Consider the following 18,666-nt stretch of genomic DNA (forward strand, 5'->3'; position numbering starts at 1 on the left):
TACTTTTAAAATTTAGAAAATTGAATTTAGCACAGTACACCAAAGAATTTCGATATAATTTAACCTTGGCTTATCCTATTATTTTAGGCATGATTGGACATACTATCGTAGGAATCGTGGATAATATTATGGTCGGGAAATTAGGGCCAACCGAATTAGCTGCGGTTTCTTTAGGAAATAGTTTTGTTTTTTTAGCTATGTCTATCGGAATTGGATTTTCGACGGCCATTACGCCCTTAGTGGCCGAAGCTGATGGAAAAAAAGACATCGAAAATGGCCGAAATGCTTTTCACCATGGTTTGTATTTGTGTACGGTATTAGGAGTGGCTTTGTTTTTACTGATTTTTGTTTCGAAACCGCTTATTTCGTTTATGGGACAGCCCGAAGCAGTAGCCGAAATGGCAAAACCGTACTTGGATATTGTGGGTTTTTCCTTAATTCCGATGATTATGTACCAAGCCTACAAACAATTTGCTGATGGTTTAAGCGAAACTAAATATGCCATGTGGGCGACTATTTTGAGCAATTTTACCAACGTAATTATCAATTATTTTTTGATTTACGGAATTTGGTTTTTTCCAAAAATGGGTATTATTGGCGCTGCCATTGGTACGATTGCTTCTCGTTTTGTCATGCTCGCTTTTATGCATTTTGTTTTAAAAAATAAAGCTAAATTTCATCCGTATTTTGAGCATTTTAGTTTAAAAAACATAAACAAACAAATGACATCTAAAATCATTGATTTGGCGGCACCATCGGCCATGCAAATGTTTTTTGAAGTGGCCTTGTTTACTGGTGCTATTTGGTTAAGTGGTATGCTGGGTGTGGCGAGTCAGGCTGCTAATCAAATTGCGTTGAGTTTGGCGTCTTTAACGTTTATGTTTGCTATGGGATTGAGTGTAACGTCTATGATTCGCGTGGGGAATCAAAAAGGCTTGGGCGATTTTGTTGCTTTACGACGCATTGCTTTTTCTATTTTTTTACTGGCAATCATTCTCGAAGTGTTTTTTGCAATTCTATTTGTACTTTTACACGCACAATTACCCAAAATATTTGTCAATTTAAACAATGCCGAAGATTTGCTTAAAAATACAGAGGTGATAGGAATAGCTGCTAAATTGTTATTAGTTGCCGCTATTTTTCAAATTTCCGATGGCATTCAAGTGGTGGTGTTGGGCGCATTGAGAGGTTTGCAGGATGTAAAAATTCCGATGTATGTTACTTTTGTAGCCTACTGGATTGTGGGTTTTCCCATTTCGATTTATTTGGGATTATACACGCATTTGCAAGCGACCGGAATTTGGATAGGATTACTAGCTGGACTCACAACTGCGGCCGTTTTTTTATTTTGGAGATTTAATCGACTAACAAAACATTTAATACAAACCCAATCTGTTTCGGAAATAAATTTGAAATAGGAAATTTAATAGTGATAACATGGAATTACCAAAATTTTTACTTGGAGATAATACCGATTTTCCGGATGATATTTTTATCATTCACATGGATTATCCTCGCTTTATTATCAATTTAAAAGATGACGAAGTAGAATTTCTAGAAGAGGCCGAAGATTTGGACGAAGCCGAATTGAACGCCGAAATGGAAGGTTTAATAGAACAAGCCAATAGCTTTTACGACCGCGAAATGGAACGTTACGAAAACGAGTAAAGTTTATTTTAACGGATTATTGAAAAACGCTACAACTTTCGGGTTGTAGCGTTTTTTTGCTTATATATTTAATTTTTATTAAAAGATTAGTTTTTGATAATTTTAAAATTTTTCGTGTTGGATTCTCGGGTTACCTTTAAAATATAGATTCCGCTACTGTATTTTTGCAAATCAATAGGTGTCAATTCATTATTTCCAGTAACGGTATTTTTAGTCCATAATACTTGTCCATTCAAATCGTAAAGACTAAAAGTTGTGTTTTCGACAAAGCCCCCAATTTGAACATTTGTGCTGTTTTTTGTAGGATTTGGACTAAGCGTAATTTGATTGTGAAGTATTATAGTTTCACTCAAACCTAAGCTCGATAAATCAATCAAATTTGAAGAAACACTTAATCCTCCCATTGCATTAGCAGCTCTTACCGTAAATTTTCCTGTAGTATAAGCAGAAGCATCAAATTGATTAGAAGTGGTGAATTTTATAAATACATCATCTTTAAATATGGCCCAACCTAGAACGTAATCGTCTGTAGCCCATTCTAATTTTTTACTATTATTGCTAATAACAGGAATGCTTGCTTGTTCGGTAGCCAATGTAGGTTGCCAAGTATCGGTACCACCTAATACATTTTCGATTGTATAAGCATCTGCTTGGGTTTTGGTTAAAACAGGATTTAAAGTTACTGAGTTAGTTCCGTTAGAGTAAGTTTTTCTTCTGCCAGATAAGTCAACCGCTACACCAGAGGCCGTTAAGCTATTGAATTCGGCATAAACTGAAGGTAAAGCACCCCATTCCGACCAGCCCTCGTTAGCAGGAAGTTGTTTCATTATAGTATTGATAAAAGCAACTTTCGGACTGCCTTGCCACGGACGACTTAATTTATAGCTTCCGTTGTTTATAGCAAAACCATCAATAGTACAATCTCTAAAAACATAACCCCAACTAGAGGTAGTAGCAGGTGCAGTAACATGGTTGCCAGAGCGGTCTTCTAAATAAATCAAGCATGAGTTGAAAAATACATCACCACCACCAAAAATAAAATCTACAGTTCCGTGAATTTCGCTATTTTCCAAATAAATACGGTTAGCACCCGTGTAAAAAGTATCTTGATTGCTTAGCAATTTTACATTTTTATAGATATTACGATCGCCTTGATCTCGTAAAGCTACGGCTCTACCAGTAAAAGCACCTTTTCTGTAATCCATTTTGTTTAAAAGAGTAATATCCTGCATGTAAATGTTTTTAGCATTTGTTTGAAAATTCAAGGTAGGAGTGGTTCCTATTCCTTCATTTGAAGCAAGTGGTTCGTTAAAAAGAATAACACCATCCATGCTTTGTCCTATGAAAGAAACATTAGGTAAATTAAAAAAAGTTTGTTGTGTAGCATCTCCAGTTATTTTTCCTAAATCATATTCGCCATTTGGGAAAAAAATATAAAATCGCTCTCCTGAAGATGAGGCGGCTTGCGCCGCGGCCAAAGCAGCAGAAAAGTCACCATCTACACCTACTACGAAATCATATTTTTTTTTGGATACAATGGGTTTATTAAGGGTGGTAAAAGTGATAGAAATTGGACTTGAATAAGTGTTGTTTCCTAAATCTGAAATAATGTTAGCTGGAAGTGTGAAAGTATATGTAGTATTATATTGTAAACCTGAATAATCGAACGAAATGGATTTTCCAAAAATAACCGGACTGATGTTTTTTTCGTTTAAAGTTGCAACAGCATTAGGCGTTATTTTGATACGCTCATCAAAAGTAAGCACTACTTTTCCAGTGGCAGAAGCTCCTAAAGCATTGATTGCAGGAACAGAACTAACTAATATTGGAGGTGTGCCATCGTTCAGAACATTTTTAGTTCCTAATACATAAATTCCAGAAAGAGTCGTTCCGTCGTTTGTAGCTGTTGCACCCACAATAGCCGATGTGTAATCGGGTACCCATCGAATGTAAACTTCACTTTTGTTGTTGGCTTCAACTGGTAAATTAAAAGTAGCTTCATAATATTGCTTGGCATTGACCAAATCAAAAGTACCCAAGGTAGTAAAAGTGGTACCGTCTGTCGAGTATTGGCAAATTTGTTTGGAGTAGGCATTGTAATTAAAAAGCATGGCCGATTTTATACTGATGTCCTTATAATCTGCTGCATTAAATTTTATTTGATAGTAGTTTTTGTTTGTCAATGGTTGCCAGTTAACGGCAGCTCCTCGACCCTCGTAGCCCCCTTCTAGGACTGATTTTCCAAGCCATCCCACTTGAGTTCCACTTTCATTACGAAGAATTAAAGCTGCAGTTTCATTGCTTACATCGGATGAAAAATCGGCTATTCGACTATTATTTCCGGTTTTGTAAAAATCCCAACCTACAATATAATCGGAAGCATTGTACTGTGCGGATATGTTTTTTGTAGCATTCATGACAACAGAAATGGTAGCATTGGTTTCGCCTGTTTCCCAATTTGAAAAATTCAAAATCGGATTGTTATTAGCTGTTAACGATACTGTCGTGCCCTCTTCGTATAGTCGAGAACCATTTACAATCGTGCCAACGGGTGAAATAGCAATCATATAATCTTTAGCTCCACCATTTACAGGAATGGTTAAAGAATAGGTGTTTAATTGAGTGAAATTTGCTTTTAAAGTCACATCACTATTTGCTGTAAAAGTGTAAGTATTGTTAGTAGAAACGATATTTCCACTCTCATCTGTCCAGTTCAGAAAAGTGTAGCCAAAATTTTTAGTAGCGGTTAAAGTAACTTCAGTACCTTGATAATGTACATTACTTACTGGAAATGAGGTGATACTTCCTCCTTCCGAAGGCACTACACTTGTTGTAATGTTGTATTGAGGTAAATTATTGATAGTTCCGTTTACTGTTCCTGTGACTACTACATCGGCCAAGCTCACTTGTTTGGTGTTACCTAAATCATGAAGATAAAATGCTAAAGTACACTTTGCATTCGAAGCAGGGATGGGTAAGTTACTCAAATCGTAAACACCTAATGTATAAGGTAAATTGGGAGCCGTAGTATTATTATCACGATTTGGATTTAGATTGGCGACAAGTAATTGAGCGGTTCCATCGCTAGATTCCCAATAAACATCTAACAATCCGCCACCTGTTCCGTATCGTGTTGAGCGGAAAGAGACTTGAGTAGGAGTAAAACTAAGTCCGTTTTTAGGAATAAGATGAAATCCAATCAAATTGCTAGCATCTACAGCTGAAGATTGTGTGGTTGGTTGAAATCCAGTTCCGGGTAAGCTAGTAACTGTTTTAATTCCGGCATAATTTAAATTAGTTCCTATGGTAATATAATCCTGTAAAAAATAGTTGTTAGTGGTTCCGGAATAAGTAGCGGTTTGTCCGACGTTACCTGTAGTTAATGGCCAACTTATGGTGGTGGTTTCGTTATTAAGCGTTTGTGCTGTAAGTGATAAAAACGAATTCAGAATAAAATACAGCAACAAGCTGAATTTTGAAAATAGTTTTGGTTTCATAATGTAATTAGATTAGTAAATAAAGGTTAGTTAAAAAACATTTTTGGTGAAGTTGAGCTAAAAGTGAAAGCACAAAAACGTATAAGCGCAATGTTCACTTACCGTTTATAAGGTTGTAAAAAGAGGGGAATATTGTTAGCTGTTTTTTTGGAGGGGGTAATGGGCAGAATTACAGCTAAATAGTTTTTCAAATGTATAAATTAATTCGAAATTTTAAAATATTTTTTTTAAAACTTTACCACAAATTCATTTTAATCGTAAGATTTAAATTGACCCAATTCAAATTTAAATTTTGGAAGAACTAATTTTTCTATAATCGTAATTTTAAGAAAAAAAAATTAATTAAATCCCGTTTGAATTTTTTCAATCTCTTATAGACAATATCTGACTTAAGAGTCTTAAAGTTTAATCGTTTTCGATTTTACAAAGCTTTTAAAACCTTATAAATCAACTTTTGATAAAAAATTGAAAGTAAATGACCAAAATTTAAAAGTCCCTCCTTTATTAAAAAAATACTTTTGAAATATTGCAATTGTGAATCTCATAAAAAATCAATCATTAAAATTTACTACTAATAATTTTAACCAAATTTTATAGAGAATATGATGATTGAAAGAGCGACATCTTTCTTTTTTAGACCAAAACCGACTAACCAAAACTTTATTATATGTTGAATCATTTTTTTTCTAACTATTTGTTTTTCTTATCCAAGATAAGAAAAAGAAAAAGGTTTTCACTACAACATACTTCGCTAGGAGTATTTACAGTGGTATTATTTTTATGTACAACTTCATTTTATGGGCAGACAGTAACTGGTGTCGTTAGAGGGGGAGACACCAGTGAACCGCTGCCAGGTGTTCCTATTAATTTAAAAGGAACTACTATGGGGACATCAACCGATTTTGATGGTAAATTTTCCATTTCATTATCGGGGACGAATCCAATTTTGGTTTTTTCGTATATGGGTTACAAACCAAAAGAAGTGGTAGTAAACGGCCAAAAAGTAATCAATGTTACGCTAGAGATCGATTCCAATCAATTAGACGAAGTAGTCATTGTTGATTACGGATACGGGAAAGTAAAAAGATCAGACATGACAGGGGCAGTGTCTTCCATTTCGGGTAAAGATCTAGAACGAATACCCGTTGCTACCGTTTCCGAAGCTATTACAGGTAAATTACCAGGTGTAAATGTAACCTCTGCTGATGGAGAGCCTGGAGCCGATGTGCAAATTCGTGTGAGGGGAGGGGGCTCGATTACACAGGATAATGCACCATTATATGTAGTAGATGGATTTATTGTGAATACTATTAACGATATTCCAAGTAGCGATATTGAAAGTGTAGATGTATTAAAAGATGCAGCTGCCACGGCAGTCTATGGAGCAAGAGCTTCTAACGGGGTTATCGTAATCACGACTAAAAGTCCTAAAAAAGGAAAGGTTTCCATTGCTTATAACAACTATTTTCAATTTAACAGTTTACCTGCTGATAGAAGTTATGAGGTTTTATCGCCTTATGAATTTGTTTTAGCCAATTACGAATACCAAGCGTTACGTGGCGAAACTGCTGTAAAAGATCATGTAAGGTATTTTGGAAATTTTAGTGATATTGATATTTACAAAAGCAAAAAACCGACCGACTGGCAGGACGAATTGTTTGGGGGTTCACGCTTATCGCAATTTCATAACTTGAGCATTAGCGGCGGTACCGAAATGACGAGTATGCGTTTAAGTGTATCGCGTAACGATGAAGAAGGTTTATTAGTAGGTTCTGAGTACGGAAGAACTGCTATCAATTTTAAATTGGATCAAAAAATTACGGATAAATTAAAATTTGAAGGAGGAGCTCGTATTACCAATACGGTGATTGATGGAGCAGGTACTTCAACCAACGCCCAACTTAAAATTAAAGATGCCGTGCAAACTCGACCAGTAAATGGTATTGCCGATGATTTGGATATCGATTTAAACCAACCCAATTCGGATGACGATTACCAACAGTTTTTATTGAGTTTGGTTGATCCAAGAGATTTAGTTGAGCAAGATTGGCGCAAAAGAACCTATAATTCCTATGTTTTAAATGCAGGTTTAAACTGGGAAATTATTAACGGATTGGTGTTTAAAACCATTTTTACAACCGAACAAGAATTTAGAGAAGAACTTCGTTTTTATGGTCCACTTACAGGCGAGTCATTTAATAATGGAGGGAGCTTACCAATTGGACAAAAAGACAATATCGAAAATTTTTCACGTCGTTGGTTGAATACTTTAAACTACAAAAAATCATGGGGTGATAATTATAAAATGGATTTCTTATTAGGACAAGAAATTTCATCAAACGGAGGAAAAAGAGATTTTACCCGTTCCGAAGATTTTAGAGCTTCTATCACACCTCAGGAATTGTTTGCTAACATGGCTTTTGGTCGCGTAGATCGTAAAGAAACCGAAGATTATACCGATTCAAACAGAAGATCCGTTTTCGGGCGATTTGATTTTCAGTTGTATAACAAGTATATTTTTACTTTAAGTTTTAGAGCAGATGAATCAAGTCGATTCTCAGAAAACAACCGTCGTGGTTATTTTCCAGCACTCGCTTTTGCATGGAAAATTCACGAAGAAGGTTTTATGAAAAATGTAGATTTTGTTAACGAATTAAAATTAAGATTGTCTTACGGTCAAACGGGTAACGATCGTGTACCGGCAACCGCTACTCAATTTTTATTTGGCGCTACCACCAACCGCGGACCCGGTTTTGGTAATATTGATAATGTATATTACGCACCAGATAGCAATTCGTTATACAATCCAGATTTAAAATGGGAAACCACTTCAACCAATAACCTTGGTTTAGACTTTTTACTTTTCAATAAAAGAATTAACGGAACTTTAGACGTTTACTCAAATACTACCACCAATTTGTTACTACAATCGGCAATTCCAAATAACACTGGCTTTACTACGCAATGGAATAACATTGGGGCTACATCCAACAAAGGAATTGAGTTTGGTGTTACAGGATACATTGTAGATAATAAAGATTTTACGTTATCTGCCAATTTTAATATCGGTAAAAATGATTTTAGAATCGACGCTTTAGATGGTACTAACGAACGTTTTGAGCGTTCCAACTGGGCTAGTACCGATTTGAATAATATCAACGATTACTATTTGAGAGTAGGAGGAAAAGTAGGTGATATTTATGGATATGTAACCGATGGAATGTATACCGTAGATGATTTTACCCAATACAATGCTACTACTAAAACATACGAATTAAAACCAGGAATTCCGAATGCAGGTGGAACGGTTGGGAATACCAATATCAGACCAGGATTTTTAAAATTGAAAGATTTACCAACTATTGATACCGATGGTGATGGAATTGCAGATACAGGTGATGGCGTAATTAATGCCGACGACCGACAAGTAATTGGGAATGCGTTACCCGATTTTCAAGGTGGTTTTGGTTTAACGGCGCGTTACAAAGCATTTGATTTTTCGATTTTCTTTAATTACCAATCAGGTAATGATGTGTATAATACCGGTAAAATTCAGTTTAACCAACTTAGAAGGGTAACCAACGGAAATATGTTGGATAATATGAATTCGGGTAACCGATTCACCTATATTGATGTTGATGGTCAATACACTGGAACCCCGGGAGGAGTGGTAACCGATTTGGCACAATTAGCCGAAATGAATCCGAATAAAAACATGTGGTCGCATGCTAGTTTTGGAGGTGCAGGTGCTTTAATCCATTCTTGGGCAGTAGAGGACGGATCGTTTATCCGATTAAACAATTTAACCCTGGGTTATAGTTTACCTACAAACCTTATTTCTAAAATTGGGGTATCGCAATTTAGAGTATTTGCAACCGGAAGAAATTTACACCTCTGGACCAAATACAGCGGTTATGATCCCGAAGTAAATTCAAGAGGAAACGGATTAACACCGGGAGTTGATGACTCTTCTTATCCGCGTAGCCGTTCGTATACGGTAGGACTTAACGTAACATTTTAATGAAGGTAAAAATGAGAAAAATAAAATTTAAAAATATAGCAATATTGCTTTCAGCCGTACTTTTTGTTTCCTGTGGAGACGATTTTATGGAACCCGATTCGATATCAACTTTTGATTTAAAATACATTTATTCTAATGTTGATGACGCTAGAAATGGAGTAAATGCCGCTTATTCCTATTTTAATCAAGATGCATTTCGCTCTAGGTTGTCTAACAATTTTTGTGGGAATACCGACATCGAACATCAAACAGGTTGGAATAGCGAAGGAGACCGTCACCAAATTTGGAACTTAAAAGCAAATCCGAATAACCGTGATTTAGATATTGTTTGGAGTAACGCTTACAGAGCTATTCGCGATGCAAACATTGCCATAAAAGGGATAACCGATAGTGGTAATTTAGAAGCATCTGATGCCGCTACTAAGGCTACTTTTTACCAGTTGTTAGGAGAAGTTTACACGCTCAGAGCATATTGGTACAGTATGTTGATTTATTATTTTGGCGATGTGCCGTATGTAACAAATGCTCCAGTAGCAGGTGATGATTTTTATCTACCAAAAGAAAATAGAAATAAAATTTTAACCGGCGAAATACAAAATCTAATTAATATCGAAGAACACATGCAATGGGCCGATCAAGTAAGATTTGGAACTGAGCAAGTAAACCGAGAATATACTTTAGGAATGATTGCCCGATTGTCGTTACAACGTGGCGGTTATTATTTAACACCCGATTTGAGAATGGTTCGTGATGCCGATTATTTGGATTATTACCAATTGGCCAAAACCTACACCTCAAAATTAATGACGCTAAAAGACCGTGAATTGCCTAAAGATTTCAGAAAGATTTTTATGGATCAGGTAAAATTTCAAAATACAGTAAACAGCGAAATTTTATTTGAAGTACCCTTTTCAACGAATAGTGGCGATGTGGGGTGGAATATCGGAATTACCGTTGATGGAGGTGCTACTGCAGCGCATAGTTATGGATCTGGAAACAATTACATGGCCATGCCACCAACGTATTATTTGTCTTTTGATAGCAATGATAAACGCCGCGATGTAACTTGTGGTTTGTATAAAATCAACACCAGCTTCAAAAAAGAATTTGTTAATTCGCCTTTAAATATTTCGCAAGGAAAATGGAACAGAGCCGATTTAACAACGCCTCCTGGATCTTCATCAGCAAAAAGTACCGGAATTAACTGGCCTATGATGCGCTATGCAGATGTTGTTTTGATGTTTGCCGAAGCAGAAAACGAATTAAACGGCCCTACTCCAGAAGCACAAAATGCCTTAAAACGAGTACGTCAAAGAGCTTTTGATGAAACGACTTGGACACAAGATGTTGACCAATATGTACTAAGCGTATCACAATCAAAAGATTCTTTCTTTGAAGCCATTGTAGATGAACGTGCATGGGAATTTGGAGGTGAAATGATTAGAAAATACGAGTTAATTCGTTGGGGAATTTATTCCCAAAAAATGCAAGAAACGGTTACCGATTTGAAAAAATTGAACGACGATGCCTACAACGGTACTACGCAATATCCGGATTATATGTATTGGAAATTAGATGCTGCTGGCGAATTTATAGTGTTAAATCCTGATACAAAAGTTGCCGCTGCTCCCGATGATACTTGGACACGTGTTCCCTTTTTACGAGACTTGGGTAGCGCAGCAGGAATGTATAAAGATTGGGTTAACCGCGATTGGGAAAACTATATCGATAAAGGACCTAAACCGGGTGTAGCCCGATATATTTTTCCAATACCAGTCATAGCAATTGAAAATAGTAAAGGAACTCTAAAAAATGATGGCTATGGATTTTAATGCTTTAAAAAGTAAAAGGATGAAAAACAATTATCAGTTTTTAAATTATAATAACTTCATATTAGCAGTGTTTACTTTGCTGCTAGTAGTTGCTTGTAACAGTTCAGACGATGAGGTTTTCGAAAAAACAAGACTCTTTGGTCCGGTTTTAAATGAAGACTTGCATTCTGAAAAAAACACCATTATTGTGGATATCGCTAAGTTTAAAGATGCTGTTGCTTATACTGTTGAGGTGAGTAGAGATACCTTTAAGACCATAGAATATACCATACAATCAGACACCAATTATGTCGTGATAAATAAACAAACGGTAGGTCAGGAGTTGTTTTGGAACATGCTTTACCAAGTACGTGCTAAAGCACATGCCGATGATCCAGCTTATGATAGTAATGTTTCCGATTTTGGAAGCGTACGAACACAAGTTTTTGAATCAATTTTAAATTCGCCTTCTCCGTATGACGTAACCGATATTGCTGCTCGTGTCACTTGGTTGCCAATTGGGACTGCTGTAACCGGAATAAAAGTGTTTGCCGCCGATGATTTTCGTTTAGAAAATCCGTTGTTTCCAGAAAGAGCCGTTACAGCTCAAGAAAATCAAAATGGCGAAGCTATTGTAGAGGGATTAAGTGCTTCTACAACCTACCAAATTGCTATTTATAGCGGGGAAGAATTAAGAGGTTGGGTAAATTTTACAACCCGAACGCCCGATTTAGACCCTAATGCAGCAGGTGTAATTGATCTTCGTAATGACGAAAATCCAAATGCTGTAGCCAATGCTTTAAGTACGGCTCCTAACAATGCCATTATTTTAGTAAAACGAGGTATAACCTATAATGCTCCTTCGGTGGCAATAGATAAATCGGTTACGATACAAGCGGCATATGGTTTTGGAGAAGAAAGAGCTAAACTGATTTTTGCTGGAAACTTTGATGTTGCAAACGGAGCCAATGTAGGTCATTTGCGCTTTGTGGGACTAGAATTAAGAGGAACCGATTGGGGAGGAAAATATGTCATGAATATGGGACAAGTTTCAACTCTTGACGAAATGAGTTTTGAGGATTGTTACATTACTAATTTCCGTGGAATTTTAAGACAAAAAGATAAAGCCAATGTGTTGAACAATTATATTATCAACAACTGCGTAATAGACAGTATTAACGGCTACGGAATCGTAACGGTAGATAATGCTGCTGCTAAGTTAAATAACATGAAATTAACCAATACTTCTGTAAATCATTCGATATCGGTTATTACTTCTCGAAACAATTTCCAATCCTTATTAATTAGCGATTGTAGCATGGCCAACACGCCAGATACGGGTGCAACATTAATTAACTTTAGGCAATCAGGGCAAAATAATGTGGCCAACGGAATCAATATCACCAATTGTATTTTTGGACATTCGTGGGATAGAGCTACGCCAGATACTTTTGGAATTGTTGGAATAGCAGGCTTAGAACAAACCAGTTTCCAATTGCTGAACAATTATACAACCAAAAATTTCTTCTTTACAAAAGCAGAAATTCCAGGATTTCCAATTGCCAATTACACCAATACACAAAACGATTTGTGGGTAGATGTAAGTAAGAATAATTTTTATATAAAAGATAAAGGATTCAACGGTAAATACGATGCCGGCGATCCTAAATTCAGAGATAAGTTATAGCGTCTTTAAGTTGTTTTTAATGGGTGTCTAAGATATAGTAAATCGGCTATTTAATGTTTACTTTTTGTTGTTAGTTTGGTTTTAATGGTTTAAATAAACAAAAATAAATAGCAATCGGTTTCTACTATTTTAGGCACCCTAATATTTTAAAAAGTATGAAAATAAAAATGAAATATTGGCTGCTCTTATTCTGTATGCCGCTATACTTTAATTGTAGCCCATCGAATGAGGGAACTCCAGAAGTTATCGAAGAAATTCAACCAGAGCAAGAAAAACCGGTTCAAGTGCAAGAGGAAGCACTAGCATTTCCAACTGCAGAAGGGTTTGGACGTCATACCACAGGGGGTCGCGGCGGAAAAGTACTTTTTGTAACCAATCTAAACGATTCAGGTCCCGGGAGTTTTCGTGATGCAATTAATACTACAGGAAAACGATATATTTTATTTAAAATATCGGGAACTATTGCTTTAAAGTCTCGTTTAAATCTTACTAATAGCGATGTAACAATTGCAGGACAAACAGCGCCCGGTGACGGAATTTGCATTAAAGATTATCCTTTTGTTATCAATGCTGATAATGTAATCATTCGTTATATGCGTTTTAGAATGGGAGATGCAGCCGCACAACAAGCCGATGCTTTAGAGGCACGTTTTCATAAAAACATCATCATTGATCATTGTTCATTAAGTTGGTCATCTGATGAAACGGCTACTTTTTATGCTAATGAAAATACTACTTTTCAATGGAATTTTGTTTCCGAAAGTTTAAGAACTTCTATACACGAAAAAGGATCACACGGTTACGGTGGCATTTGGGGAGGAAGAAATGCTTCTTTTCACCATAATTTATTAGCTCACCACGATAGCCGAAATCCTCGTTTAGGAGAAGAAGCTGGCAAAGCATTTGCTCTTACCGATTTAGTCGATCTTCGAAATAATGTCATTTACAATTGGGGAGGAAACAGTTGTTACGGAGGAGAAGCCATGAATGTGAATATTGTTAATTGTTACTACAAGCCTGGACCAGTTACCTCTAAAACAACCCGAATAATTTCTATCGATAAAAATAAAAATGTAGGAACCGAAGTATACGATATTTGGGGCAAATTTTATATTGATGGAAATGTTGTCGTGGGCAGTGAAACCGCTACAACCGATAATTGGACTTATGGAGTTTTTAATCAATTTCATGGCAGTTATGGTACAGTTTCTGATGAGGATAAGCAAAAAATGAAATTAACAACACCTCATAATATCCAAAATAACGTAAAAACGGATTCGGCTCTCGAAGCCTATGAAAGAGTGCTTAAATTTGGTGGTGCTTCTTTAGTTCGTGATGCTGTTGATACTCGGATTGTAAGTGAAGTAAAAAATGGAAATTATACTTTTGAAGGTTCAAAAGGAAGTAGCAAAGGAATCATCGATTCACAAGCCGATGTAGGAGGTTGGCCCGAATTAAAAACTACCGAATACCCAAAAGATAGTTCAGGAGACGGAATCCCGGATGAATGGAAACGCAAAATGAAATTAGATATTTCAAGAAATAATCCAAATGGTCACGATTTAAGCTCAGGTTACGAAAATATAGAAGTTTATATCAATAGTTTAGTAGGAAATAATAAATAAAAATACGTTTCCGGAGCTTGCCGAAGGGAACATTTACCAAAAACACAATTAAAAATACACAATGAAATTTTACCCTTATCTTTTTTCTCTTTTTACTTTAAGTGCTGCCGTTGCACAAAACAATCAAAATGCAAAACCGTATGTTTCGAACGTTTGGGTAGCCGATTTAGGAAATGGCAACTATCAAAATCCCATTTTACAAGCCGATTATTCAGATCCCGATGTTGTTAGGGTGGGCGATGATTATTACATGACAGCCTCTAGTTTTAATTGTACCCCCGGTTTACCTATTTTGCATTCAAAAGATATGGTAAACTGGAAGTTAGTAAACCATGCTTTAGCCAAAGTAACACCTTTAGAGCATTATAATAGCGTTCAACACGGAAATGCGGTTTGGGCACCGAGTATTCGCTACCATAATAAAGAGTTTTATATTTATTGGGGAGACCCAGATTTTGGCATTTTTATGGTGAAAACTAAAAATCCATTAGGGAAATGGGAAGCGCCAGTTTTGGTCATGGAAGCCAAAGGAATTATCGATACTTGCCCCTTTTGGGATGAAGACGGACGTGTTTACCTTTCGCACGGTTGGGCAGGAAGCAGAGCAGGTGTAAAGAGTTTATTAACGGTGAAAGAACTTAATGCCGAAGGAACAGCAGTAATTGATGAAGGTCATCACGTATATGATGGTCATGAAATCGATCCTACGGTTGAAGGCTCTAAATTGTATAAAAAAGACGGTTACTATTATATTTTTGCTCCTGCAGGTGGGGTGTCTACAGGTTGGCAAATTGCATTACGATCAAAAAATATCTATGGTCCCTACGAGCGAAAGATAGTTTTAGAGCAAGGAAAATCAACAATCAATGGGCCGCATCAGGGAGCTTGGGTTGATACCCCTCAAGGCGAATCGTGGTTTTATCATTTTCAGGATATTGATGCTTATGGCCGAATTGTACATTTGCAACCTATGTCTTGGCAAAATGGCTGGCCTATTATAGGAAAAGATCTCGACGGCAATGGCATTGGCGAACCCGTTATGAAATACAAAAAACCAAATGTAGGCAAGAATTACCTCATAGAAACACCTCAAGAAACCGATTATTTTACCGATAATACTATAGGTTTGCAATGGCAATGGCAAGCTAATCCCAATATGGTTTGGTATGCAAAAATGAGGGATTCAGATAACTTACGGTTGTTTTCGATGAAAATGCCAGAGGAATCCAAAAATTTGTGGTTAGTTCCAAATTTATTGTTGCAAAAATTTCCAGCACTTCATTTTTCGGCAACAACCAAAATAAAATTAGTCCCAGAAGAAGCTACTTCAGGTAAATCCGCGGGCTTACTCGTTATGGGACTCGATTATGCTTCAGTCCGAATTATACGTAAAAATGAAGGCTTTTTTGTTGAACAGTTAGAAGCTAAAAATGCATCTAAAAATCAATCTGAAAATATTAACGCTTCCGAAAAAATAAATCAAAATGAAGTTTATTTTAAAGTGGAAGTAAAAGAAAAAGATAAAAATGCCATCTGTGAATTTAGCTATTCTTTAGATGGGAAAAAATTCCTAAAAATAGGAAAACCATTTACAGCAACACCTGGCAAATGGATAGGAGCCAAAGTAGGTTTGTATAGTGTGAGTGAACAAGAGTCGAAACGTGGTGGATATGCCGATGTTGATTGGTTTAAAGTTGAAAAATAGATAGAAATGCAAAATTTTAAAAAAATAAGTTGGGTTTGTTTGTTAACGGTAAACTTACTATCGGCACAATATGTGCATAAATTTCAAAATCCCAATTTGCCTCAAGAGGAAAGGGTAAAAAGTTTAATTGCTGAACTTACAATTGATGAAAAAATAGCCCAATTAATGTCGGATGCACCTGCAATTGAACGATTGGGAATTCCGAAATACGATTGGTGGAACGAAGCTATTCATGGTGTGGCTCGTTCGGGTTATGCAACGGTTTTTCCGCAGTCCATAACGATGGCTGGCTCTTGGAATGAAAATTTAATGTTTGATGTAGCCAATGCTATTTCGGATGAGGTTCGTGCCAAACACCACGAATATAAAAGAAACGGGCAACACGATATTTACCAGGGTTTAACCATTTGGTCGCCTAATATCAATATTTTTAGAGATCCTCGTTGGGGACGTGGACATGAAACTTATGGGGAGGATCCTTTTTTAACAGCCCAAATGGGGTTGCAATTTGTAAAAGGCCTTCAAGGGAATGATGCTAAATATCTAAAAGCAGTGGCAACCGCTAAGCATTATGCAGTACACTCGGGACCTGAACCGTTGCGCCACGAATTCAACGTTAACGTGAGCCAACGTGATTTATGGGAAACGTATTTGCCTGCTTTTCGAACTGTAGTGCAAGAGGGAAAAGTGTATTCTATAATGACCGCTTACAACCGGGTACGAGGAGAGGCCGCAAGTGCTAGTCCGTTATTGTTTGATATTTTGAGAGACAAATGGAAATTTGATGGTTATGTGGTATCAGACTGTGGAGCCATAGCCGATATTTACAAGGATCATAAGATTAAAAAAACGGCTGCCGAAGCTGCCGCATTGGCCTTAGAGGAAGGTTGCGATTTAAACTGCGGAAGTACGTATAAAGAACTTAAAGCAGCTATTTCTGAAGGAATTATCACCGAAGATAAAATTGATTTGGCTTTAACACGATTGTATTTGGCTCGTTTTAAATTGGGCATGTTTGATGAAGACAGCATTGTACCTTTTGCGCAAATTCCGTTTTCAGTTAATACCAATGAAGCGCACAATTATTTGGCTAGAAAAGCATCGCAAGAAAGTATTATTTTATTGAAAAATGAAAAGAATGTTTTACCACTTTCTAAAGGTTTAAAAAAAATAGCCGTGATTGGACCCAATGCCAATAATGTGCAATCGCTTTTAGGAAATTATAATGGCAATCCTAAAAATCCGATTACAGTATTAAGCGGAATTCAAAATAAAGTGTCGCCTAAAGTAGAGGTGGTTTACGAAGAGGGGTGTCCTTTAGCAGAAGGATTGCCTACAATGGAAGTGATTCCGTCTGTTTATTTTGAAACCGCAAATGGAAAACAAGGCTTAAAGGCTGAATATTTTGATAATACCAAATGGGAAGGCCAGCCGTTGTTTACCCAAACCGATGATCAGGTAAATTTCAATTGGGATGTAAATACACCACATCCTAAATTAAAAATGGGCAATTACAGCGTGCGTTGGTCAGGTTTTTTAGTTGCGCCGGAAACAGGTGATTTTTATTTCAGTAATTGGGCTAAACCTTTTCAGGAATTCACTATTGGAGAAAACGAAAAAGAAGGTGGGAAATTCAAACACCACCCAAAAGTAAATGCTGAAAAAATACACCTCGAAAAAGGAAAAAAATATCCAGTAGAGGTTAAGTATAAAAACAATTTTGGAGATGCTACCGCGCAGTTACTTTGGAGTACACCTAAATCAAATCAGTTAGAAAAAGCGGTTGCGTTGGCAAAATCTTCAGATGTGATTATTCTAGCTTTGGGCTTAAACGATCGTTTAGAGGGTGAAGAAATGGGCGTGAAATTAGAAGGTTTTGAAGGTGGAGATCGTACCAGTCTGGATTTACCAAAAACGCAAGAAAATTTACTAAAAGAAATGATTGCAACGCAAAAACCAGTAATAGTGGTGTTGTTAAACGGTAGTGCTTTATCGATCAATTATGCAGCCGACAATGCAGCTGCCATTGTTGCGGCTGGTTATCCTGGGCAACAAGGAGGAAATGCTATTGCCGATGTATTATTTGGTGATTACAATCCGGGAGGAAGACTGCCAGTTACGTATTATAAATCGGTAAATCAGTTACCAGCCTTTGAAAATTATGATATGAAAGGCAGAACCTATCGTTATTTTACCCAAGAGCCCTTATATCCTTTTGGATTTGGGTTGAGCTATACGAGTTTTGAATATTCCGATTTAAAATTACCCAATAAAATCAATACTTCCGATAATATTAAATTCCAAGTTAAAGTCAAAAATTCCGGCAAAACCGATGGAGACGAAGTCGTACAAGTATATGTTACCGATGAAAAAGCTTCTACACCAAGACCAATCCGACAATTAGTAGGTTTTAAAAGAATATTTTTGAAAGCAGGCGAGACAAAAGAAATCGAGTTCGAGATAACAAATCGCCAATTGGCCTTAATCAATAAAAAAGAAATGTTGGTGGTAGAGCCGGGTTGGTTTACTATTTCGGTAGGAGGTGAGCAACCTAAATTTAAAGGCAGACTTGATGCTGCTTCTACTCAAACCACTAGTAGTCGTTTTCAAATGATAGGAAAAATCCAAAAAATAGCTTTTTAAATTAAAAAT

The 18,666-nt window shown here is 36.5% G+C and carries 9 protein-coding genes; 8 read left to right on the plus strand and 1 reads right to left on the minus strand.

Annotated features, from left to right (window positions below):
- The first annotated feature begins 20 nt into the window (after positions 1-20).
- Both I5M07_RS10095 and I5M07_RS10100 read left to right on the plus strand, forming a co-directional pair.
- Positions 21-1,418: an MATE family efflux transporter gene (locus I5M07_RS10095; RefSeq protein ID WP_200106313.1), complete on the plus strand. Its 1,398-nt coding sequence runs from the start codon at positions 21-23 to the stop codon at positions 1,416-1,418.
- A gap of 19 nt (positions 1,419-1,437) precedes the next feature.
- Entirely contained in the window at positions 1,438-1,668 is a 231-nt protein-coding gene (locus I5M07_RS10100) for a hypothetical protein (RefSeq protein WP_200106314.1), read from the plus strand.
- Positions 1,669-1,754: 86 nt separating this feature from the next.
- Here the strand turns inward: I5M07_RS10100 and I5M07_RS10105 are convergent, their stop codons facing one another.
- On the minus strand, positions 1,755-5,165 hold the full coding sequence (locus I5M07_RS10105; RefSeq protein ID WP_200106315.1) for a pectinesterase family protein: 3,411 nt from the start codon (positions 5,163-5,165) through the stop codon (positions 1,755-1,757).
- A gap of 667 nt (positions 5,166-5,832) precedes the next feature.
- Here I5M07_RS10105 and I5M07_RS10110 point away from each other — a divergent pair.
- The 6 genes from I5M07_RS10110 (at position 5,833) to I5M07_RS10135 (ending at position 18,657) form a co-directional block, all read left to right on the plus strand.
- Positions 5,833-9,186 carry a SusC/RagA family TonB-linked outer membrane protein gene (locus tag I5M07_RS10110; protein ID WP_200106316.1) on the plus strand — a complete coding sequence of 1,118 codons (3,354 nt, stop codon included), beginning with the start codon at positions 5,833-5,835 and terminating at the stop codon, positions 9,184-9,186.
- A gap of 11 nt (positions 9,187-9,197) precedes the next feature.
- Entirely contained in the window at positions 9,198-11,018 is a 1,821-nt protein-coding gene (locus I5M07_RS10115) for a RagB/SusD family nutrient uptake outer membrane protein (protein ID WP_233622021.1), read from the plus strand.
- 19 nt (positions 11,019-11,037) lie between these two features.
- On the plus strand, positions 11,038-12,684 hold the full coding sequence (locus I5M07_RS10120; RefSeq protein ID WP_200106318.1) for a DUF4957 domain-containing protein: 1,647 nt from the start codon (positions 11,038-11,040) through the stop codon (positions 12,682-12,684).
- 155 nt (positions 12,685-12,839) lie between these two features.
- The gene (locus I5M07_RS10125; RefSeq protein WP_200106319.1) at positions 12,840-14,309 is read left to right on the plus strand and encodes a pectate lyase family protein; all 1,470 of its coding nucleotides are present in this window, start codon (positions 12,840-12,842) and stop codon (positions 14,307-14,309) included.
- 61 nt (positions 14,310-14,370) lie between these two features.
- Positions 14,371-16,014: a glycoside hydrolase family 43 protein gene (locus I5M07_RS10130; protein ID WP_200106320.1), complete on the plus strand. Its 1,644-nt coding sequence runs from the start codon at positions 14,371-14,373 to the stop codon at positions 16,012-16,014.
- Between the two features lie 6 nt (positions 16,015-16,020).
- Positions 16,021-18,657 carry a glycoside hydrolase family 3 C-terminal domain-containing protein gene (locus tag I5M07_RS10135; protein ID WP_200106321.1) on the plus strand — a complete coding sequence of 879 codons (2,637 nt, stop codon included), beginning with the start codon at positions 16,021-16,023 and terminating at the stop codon, positions 18,655-18,657.
- The last annotated feature ends 9 nt before the right edge of the window (positions 18,658-18,666 follow it).

The organism is Flavobacterium agrisoli (genome assembly GCF_016522065.1).
In the GTDB taxonomy this organism is placed as follows: domain Bacteria; phylum Bacteroidota; class Bacteroidia; order Flavobacteriales; family Flavobacteriaceae; genus Flavobacterium; species Flavobacterium agrisoli.

What these genes read in the sequence shown, in the direction of transcription:
- I5M07_RS10115 (WP_233622021.1), top strand. Translation starts at nt 9,198, where the DNA reads ATGAGAAAAATAAAATTTAAAAATATAGCAATATTGCTTTCAGCCGTA.
- I5M07_RS10100 (WP_200106314.1), top strand. Translation starts at nt 1,438, where the DNA reads ATGGAATTACCAAAATTTTTACTTGGAGATAATACCGATTTTCCGGAT.
- I5M07_RS10125 (WP_200106319.1), top strand. Translation starts at nt 12,840, where the DNA reads ATGAAAATAAAAATGAAATATTGGCTGCTCTTATTCTGTATGCCGCTA.
- I5M07_RS10110 (WP_200106316.1), top strand. Translation starts at nt 5,833, where the DNA reads ATGTTGAATCATTTTTTTTCTAACTATTTGTTTTTCTTATCCAAGATA.
- I5M07_RS10130 (WP_200106320.1), top strand. Translation starts at nt 14,371, where the DNA reads ATGAAATTTTACCCTTATCTTTTTTCTCTTTTTACTTTAAGTGCTGCC.
- I5M07_RS10120 (WP_200106318.1), top strand. Translation starts at nt 11,038, where the DNA reads ATGAAAAACAATTATCAGTTTTTAAATTATAATAACTTCATATTAGCA.
- I5M07_RS10135 (WP_200106321.1), top strand. Translation starts at nt 16,021, where the DNA reads ATGCAAAATTTTAAAAAAATAAGTTGGGTTTGTTTGTTAACGGTAAAC.
- I5M07_RS10105 (WP_200106315.1), bottom strand. Translation starts at nt 5,165, where the DNA reads ATGAAACCAAAACTATTTTCAAAATTCAGCTTGTTGCTGTATTTTATT.